At 71.8% G+C, this 6,210-nt stretch carries 6 protein-coding genes; 4 read left to right on the plus strand and 2 right to left on the minus strand.

Annotated elements, in window-relative coordinates; all coding sequences use genetic code 11:
* Together ACRDP3_RS02645 and ACRDP3_RS02650 are read left to right on the plus strand one after the other, a co-directional pair.
* Window positions 1-558 (plus strand): RNA polymerase sigma factor (locus tag ACRDP3_RS02645; RefSeq protein ID WP_431515162.1); only part of this gene is annotated, 558 nt, incomplete at its 5' end.
* A 164-nt stretch (window positions 559-722) separates the two neighbouring features.
* Window positions 723-1,850 (plus strand): hypothetical protein, encoded by a 1,128-nt coding sequence (locus tag ACRDP3_RS02650; RefSeq protein ID WP_431515163.1) that lies wholly within the window; start codon window positions 723-725, stop codon window positions 1,848-1,850.
* Window positions 1,851-2,134: 284 nt separating this feature from the next.
* On the opposite strand, the gene ACRDP3_RS02655 is transcribed toward ACRDP3_RS02650, so the two are convergent.
* Window positions 2,135-3,025 carry a L,D-transpeptidase family protein gene (locus tag ACRDP3_RS02655; protein ID WP_431515164.1) on the minus strand — a complete coding sequence of 297 codons (891 nt, stop codon included), beginning with the start codon at window positions 3,023-3,025 and terminating at the stop codon, window positions 2,135-2,137.
* A 211-nt stretch (window positions 3,026-3,236) separates the two neighbouring features.
* Here ACRDP3_RS02655 and ACRDP3_RS02660 point away from each other — a divergent pair, with 211 nt between their 5' ends.
* Window positions 3,237-4,838: an acyl-CoA mutase large subunit family protein gene (locus tag ACRDP3_RS02660; RefSeq protein WP_431515165.1), complete on the plus strand. Its 1,602-nt coding sequence runs from the start codon at window positions 3,237-3,239 to the stop codon at window positions 4,836-4,838.
* Window positions 4,839-4,867: 29 nt separating this feature from the next.
* Here the strand turns inward: ACRDP3_RS02660 and ACRDP3_RS02665 are convergent, their stop codons facing one another.
* On the minus strand, window positions 4,868-5,596 hold the full coding sequence (locus ACRDP3_RS02665; RefSeq protein WP_431515166.1) for an HAD family hydrolase: 729 nt from the start codon (window positions 5,594-5,596) through the stop codon (window positions 4,868-4,870).
* Window positions 5,597-5,682: 86 nt separating this feature from the next.
* Here ACRDP3_RS02665 and ACRDP3_RS02670 point away from each other — a divergent pair.
* Window positions 5,683-6,210 (plus strand): amidase family protein (locus ACRDP3_RS02670; protein ID WP_431515167.1); only part of this gene is annotated, 528 nt, incomplete at its 3' end.

Below are 6,210 nucleotides of genomic sequence, written 5' to 3' on the forward strand. Positions count from 1 at the left end.
CCGCGGCTGCTCGGCTATGTCCGCACGCTGGTGAGCGACCCCGACGCCGAGGACGTCGCCTCGGAGGCGTGGCTCCAGATAGCCCGTGACATCAGCCGGTTCACCGGTGACGCCGACAGGTTCCGGGGCTGGGCCGCGCGTATCGCCCGCAACCGTGCACTCGATCATCTGCGTACGCGTGGCCGCCGTCCCGCCATAGGCGGGGACGAAAGTGATCTGGCGGTGCTGCCGGCCGGCACCGATACCGCCGACGAAGCCATGGAGGCGCTCGGCACCGGGCGCACGATGGCGATGATCTCCCGCCTCCCCCAGGACCAGGCGGAGGCAGTGGTGCTGCGGGTGGTCGTGGGGCTGGATGCGAAGAGCGCCGCCCAAGTGCTGGGCAAGCGCCCCGGCGCCGTACGTACGGCCGCTCACCGCGGATTGCGCAAGCTCGCGGAACTGCTCGAGGAATCGCCGGAGGGTTCGGCAGAACCGGCAGAGGGCCGGGGAGCGTCCCAGTGGGACACGGGCCAAGGTGTGACGCATAGGGCCACGCGAACGCTGAGGGAAACGTGATGGCGGACGACGACCGGTACAGGTGGCTGGACGACGAAGTCGCGGAGGGCTTGCTCCGTGGTTCGGCGGTCGATGCGCGTAGCGCGCAGCGCGGTGGACGTCCCAGGGAGGACCGCGACAACGTTGAAGCGGCTCCCACCAGCACTTCTGGACGGACAGGCGCCGTGACACCGTCCTGGGCGCGCAATGCGGCAGCCGGGGCGGAGGTTCACCCTGCCGACCGGCTCGCGTCCGTACTCGACGCCCTCGTGGCCGAGCAGACCGCGATGCCCCACGCGATGGGCGCGGGGCGGGCAGGGCGACTGCCGGGTCAGACGGGTCAGTCCGCAGAACTTCCCGGAGAGGCCGCCGCGATCGAGGCCTTCCGCGTGGCGCACGCCGAAATCGTGCACAGCGGAACGGTCGACATCAGTGCGGGGCCCACGGAGTCCGGAACCGTGGTCGGCCGACAGGCCGTACGTGAGGATCGACGCCGGTCGGGCCGACGCAGGTCCGGTGCGCCACGGCGTCTGTCACTGGGCGGACGCCCGTTGCGTGCGGGCTTCGCGATGGCGGTGGCCGGGTGCGCGCTGGGCGGGGCCGCGGTCGCGGCCGGTACCGGGGTGCTGCCCACGCCGTGGGGCAACGGCGCTCCCGCGGCGAGCGTGTCGCCGCTGGCGAGCCCGGACGCCTCCGAGCGGGAGGCGGCCGCGGGCGGCCGTGTGAATCCGGGTGACAGCCATCAGCCGACGCGAGGCCCGAGCGCCGGCGGCAGCTCCGCGTCCTCCGGCTCGGCGGACGACGGCCTCGGCCACGGTGGCGACGGCCCCGGTCAGACGAAGGACAAGAAGTCCAAGAGCCCGAAGGACGACAAGGGCAACCTCCCTGGCACGGGCGACGAGCTGTCCGACGCCGAGAAGCAGGCGATCGCACGGGATCTGTGCGAGGAGTACGAGAGCGGGAAGCTGTCCGCGAGTGACCGGTTGAAGCTTGAGCGGGCCGCGGGCGGTGCGGACGTCGTACGCGAGTTCTGCGAGGAGTTCGACGACGGCCACGAAGGCGGCGACGAAGACGACGGCGACGGGGACGCGGACGGCGGCTCCGACTCGGGCAGCACCTCCAACTCCGGTGGCGTGGGCACCCCCAGCAACTCCGGCGGCACGGGCGACCCGGGTGGTACGGGCGACTCCGGCGGCACCACGGGCGGCGATTCCGGTGGGGACTCCGGCGGCGCGACCGGCAGTGACGGCGACAGCCGATTCGGCGGCTCGCCCACGCCCACGCCCACGGGCAGCCCGACGGACCCTTCGTAGTTGTGGCGCGGGTCACACAAAGTAGTTGAATCCTGGTGTGACACTTTCCGGACTGCCGACGCAGTGAGAAGTGAGCCGACTGGTCATCGGCTGCGCGAACAGTCCGAGGTTCCCCCCGTACCTTCGGGCTCGCGCGAATGGCGCGGGCGGGACACGTTCCCCCGGTCCCGCCCGCGCCCCATCTGGCGTCAACCCCCGTGGTTCTTACCGGGGGTACGGGGGTGGCCCCCCGGGAGACGACAGCCCCCGGTCCCGCCCGCGCCCCATCTGGCCTCAGCCCCGCGCTACTTGTACACGACGACCTTGTCGCCCTTCCGCACCTGAGCGAAGAGCGCGCGGATCTTCTTCTTGTCCCGGACGTTGACGCAGCCGTGCGAGGCGCCCCGGTAGCCGCGGGCCGCGAAGTCCGAGGAGTAGTGGATCGCTTGGCCGCCGCTGAAGAAGAGCGCGTACGGCATCGGGGTGTCGTAGATCGTCGAGACGTGGTCGCGGCTCTTGAAGTCGACGCTGAACTCGCCTTCCCGGGTCGGCGTGTACGCCGACCCGAAGCGCACGTCCATCGCCGAGCGCACCTTCCCGTCGACGACCCACGCCAGCGTGCGGCTCTTCTTGCTGACGCACAGCGCCCGCCCCGTCAGACAGCGCGGGTCGGGGTCGGCGAGGGGCAGGGTGGTGGGCGGGTACAGCTCGTTCCGGGTGGGACGGTGCGTACGGGCCGTGAGTGCGCTCCACTCGCGGGAGGTCACCGTGCCGCTGGGGTTCATGCCCTGCCGGCGTTGGAAGCCGCTGACCGATGCGGCGGTGACAGGGCCGTAGTAGCCGGTCGGGTTGCGGTCGAAGAGGTCCAACGCGCGTAGACGCGCCTGCAGTTCACGTACCTTCGCGCTCTGTGCCCCGACGGCCAGCACGACGGGGTCGGCCGCCGCCGTCCGCTGCTGCGCGGGCGGCTTCGGGTCGGCCGTGTCCGGTGAGTCCTGGCGCGCTGCGGGCCGGTCGGCCTGCGACGGCGGCGACGTGGGCGTCGGCACGTTCATCTTCGATACCCGGACGGGCGCGCCGCCGTTCGTCACGTGCGCCGTACAGCCCGACGCCGCGCCCGCGCCGACGAGCAGGGCCGCGGCCATGGCCAGCGCGCCACCGCGTGTGCGCGTCCCTCGTAGTCCCGCCGACGCCATCGCAACTCCTGCCATCCGTCGTTCGCGACACAGACCCGCCCTTCCCCTGCCCCGCGTGGCCCGCGCCGGAACATCGGGACGTCCCGGCATGCTGTGAGCAAGGTCCCAGCCTGTGGGCCTCCACCGGACGAACGTACTGTCGATAAAGTCCGTGACAACTGAACAGTAATCAGCCTCGCCAGGCCCCGCCCCAGACCGATGGAGACACACCATGGCAGCCGATCCGGGCAGCAGCCGAGTCAACGAGAGCGGCCTGCCCATCGAGCCGGTCTACGGTCCGGAGGCCCTGCGTGACTGGGACGCGGCCGAGAAGCTGGGGGAGCCCGGCGCGTACCCGTACACGCGCGGCGTCTACCCGTCGATGTACACCGGGCGGCCGTGGACGATGCGGCAGTACGCGGGCTTCGGCACCGCGACCGAGTCCAACGCCCGCTACAAGCAGCTGATCGAGCACGGCACCATGGGCCTGTCGGTCGCCTTCGACCTGCCCACCCAGATGGGCCACGACTCCGACGCGCAGCTCGCGCACGGCGAGGTCGGCAAGGTGGGCGTGGCCATCGACTCGATCGACGACATGCGAGTGCTCTTCGGCGGGATTCCGCTGGAAGAGGTGTCGACGTCGATGACGATCAACGCCCCTGCCGCGCTGCTGCTGTTGCTCTACCAACTGGTCGCGGAGGAGCAGGGCGCGGACCCGGCGAAGCTGACGGGAACGATCCAGAACGACGTGCTCAAGGAGTACATCGCCCGGGGCACCTACATCTTCCCGCCCAAGCCGTCGCTGCGGCTGATCGCGGACATCTTCCGCTACTGCCGGGCCGAGATCCCCAAGTGGAACACCATCTCCATCTCCGGCTACCACATGGCGGAGGCGGGAGCGACGCCCGCTCAGGAGATCGCCTTCACCCTCGCGGACGGTATCGAGTACGTACGTACGGCGGTCGCGGCCGGCATGAGCGTGGACGACTTCGCGCCCCGCCTCTCCTTCTTCTTCGTCGCCCGCACCACCCTCCTCGAGGAGGTCGCCAAGTTCCGTGCCGCGCGGCGCATCTGGGCGCGAGTGATGCGCGAGGAGTTCGGGGCGGAGAACCCCAAGTCGCTGATGCTGCGCTTCCACACCCAGACCGCGGGTGTGCAGCTGACCGCACAGCAGCCCGAGGTCAACCTCGCGCGGGTGACGGTGCAGGCGCTCGGCGCGGTGCTCGGCGGCACCCAGTCGCTGCACACCAACTCCTACGACGAGGCCATCGCGCTGCCCACCGACAAGTCCGCCCGGCTGGCGCTGCGCACGCAGCAGGTCCTCGCCTACGAGACCGACATCACAGCGACCGTGGACCCCTTCGCGGGCTCCTACGTCGTGGAGTCGATGACCGACGAGGTGGAGGCGGCGGCCGTCGCGCTGATGGAGCAGGTCGAGGAGCGGGGCGGCGCGGTCAGCGCGATCGAACAGGGCTACCAGAAGAGCGAGATCGAGCGCAGCGCGTACGCGATCGCCCAGGAGACCGACAGCGGCGAGCGCGTCGTGGTCGGCGTCAACCGCTTCCAGCGCAGTGAGGCGGAGGACCCCTACGAGCCGCTGCGCGTGGACCCCGCGATCGAGCAGCAGCAGTGCGAACGGCTGGCCCGGCTGCGCGCCGAACGCGACCAGAGCGCCGTCGACGGAGCCCTGGCGAACCTGCGCAAGGCGGCGGAGGGCACGGACAACGTCCTCTATCCGATGAAGGAGGCGCTGCGCGCCCGCGCCACGGTCGGCGAGGTCTGCGACACCCTGCGGGGCATCTGGGGCGCCTACGTCCCCACCGACGTCTTCTGACGCTCGCAGCGCGGGCTTTGGGGGCGCGGTCAGCCCCTACCCGGCGCCAGCAGGCGCAGCACCGCGTCGAGGCCGCGGTCGGAGCCGGGGGAGGCGCCGGCCGGGAGGACGTACGCGCGCAGGCCCGCCCCGACCGCGCCGCCGTCCTTGGCGGGGTGGTCTCCCACCATCAGGGTCTCCTCCGGCGTAACGCCGAGCTGCCCGCAGGCGTGCTGGAAGAGCCGGGGGTCGGGCTTCTCCGAGTCGTGTTCGTACGAGTGCACCCAGGCCGAGAAGTAGTGGGCGAGGCCGTGGTGGGTGAAGGTGGGGCGCAGGTCCCAGCCGATGTCGCTGACCACACCGAGTGCGATGCCGCGCTCCGTGAGCCGCGTGAGTGTCGTCTTGGCGTCCGCGTACGGCAGCCAGTGCTCGGGGGTCCGCAGTTGCTCGTACACCGCGTCGGCGAACGGGGCCAGGGCGGGCGCGGACGCGTACCAGGTCGTGAAGGCGTGCCGGTGGGCTTTGGCGGAGACGTCACGGCCGCGCTGGGCGGCGACGACGTCAGGGTCGTCGAGTCCGGCCTCAAGTCCCGCGAGGATGGCCTCCATCGCCGGCTCGTCCACCGGTTCCGGCAGCACCGCGCGGATGCGGTCCGCGTAGCTCCCGATCTGGAACAGCGTGCCGGAGAAGTCGAAGAGGACGGCTCGTACGGGCTGCGGGGGCGGGGCGGTGTGGGCGCGGATGGGGCCCTCGGGGCCGTGGACGGCGATACGGGTCATGTGAGTTTCCTACTGCATTCGCTTCCCGTCTGCGGCGCGATGGCGCAGGATGGGCAGCAGATTACTGGCGAGTATCAGGAGTGCTGGTGGCAGCTGATGGCGGTCCGAGAGCGGAGACCGGCGCGTCCCGCGAGATCCGCGGCCTCGCCGCGCAGGCGGCGGCGCTCGCCGCGGGCGAGGTGACCGCGCGCGAGCTGACCGAGCGGGCGCTGGCCCGGATCGCGGAGACGCAGCCCACGCTGAACGCCTTCCGCCGGGTGCGCGCGGACGCCGCGCGCGCCGAAGCGGACGATGCCGACTGGGCGTTGGCCCGCGGTGAGCGGCTGCCGCTGCTCGGGGTGCCGGTCGCGGTGAAGGACGACACGGACGTGACGGGGGAGCCGACGGCGTTCGGCTGCCCCGGCGACTTCCCGCCGCAGCCTGCGGACGGCGAGGCCGTACGCAGGCTGCGCGCGGCCGGTGCGGTCATCGTCGGCAAGACCAACACCCCCGAACTGGGCCAGTGGCCCTTCACCGAGGGCCCCGCCTTCGGCGACACCCGCAACGCGTGGAGCCTGGAGCACACTCCGGGCGGTTCCTCCGGCGGTTGGGCGACCGCGGACGCCGCCGGGCTG

Origin of the sequence: Streptomyces sp., from assembly GCF_050698815.1 — a bacterium.
GTDB lineage: Bacteria > Actinomycetota > Actinomycetes > Streptomycetales > Streptomycetaceae > Streptomyces.

Bases quoted from the DNA above. Each gene is read 5' to 3' on its own strand.
- ACRDP3_RS02655 (WP_431515164.1), bottom strand. From the start codon at position 3,025: ATGGCGTCGGCGGGACTACGAGGGACGCGCACACGCGGTGGCGCGCTG.
- ACRDP3_RS02660 (WP_431515165.1), top strand. From the start codon at position 3,237: ATGGCAGCCGATCCGGGCAGCAGCCGAGTCAACGAGAGCGGCCTGCCC.
- ACRDP3_RS02665 (WP_431515166.1), bottom strand. From the start codon at position 5,596: ATGACCCGTATCGCCGTCCACGGCCCCGAGGGCCCCATCCGCGCCCAC.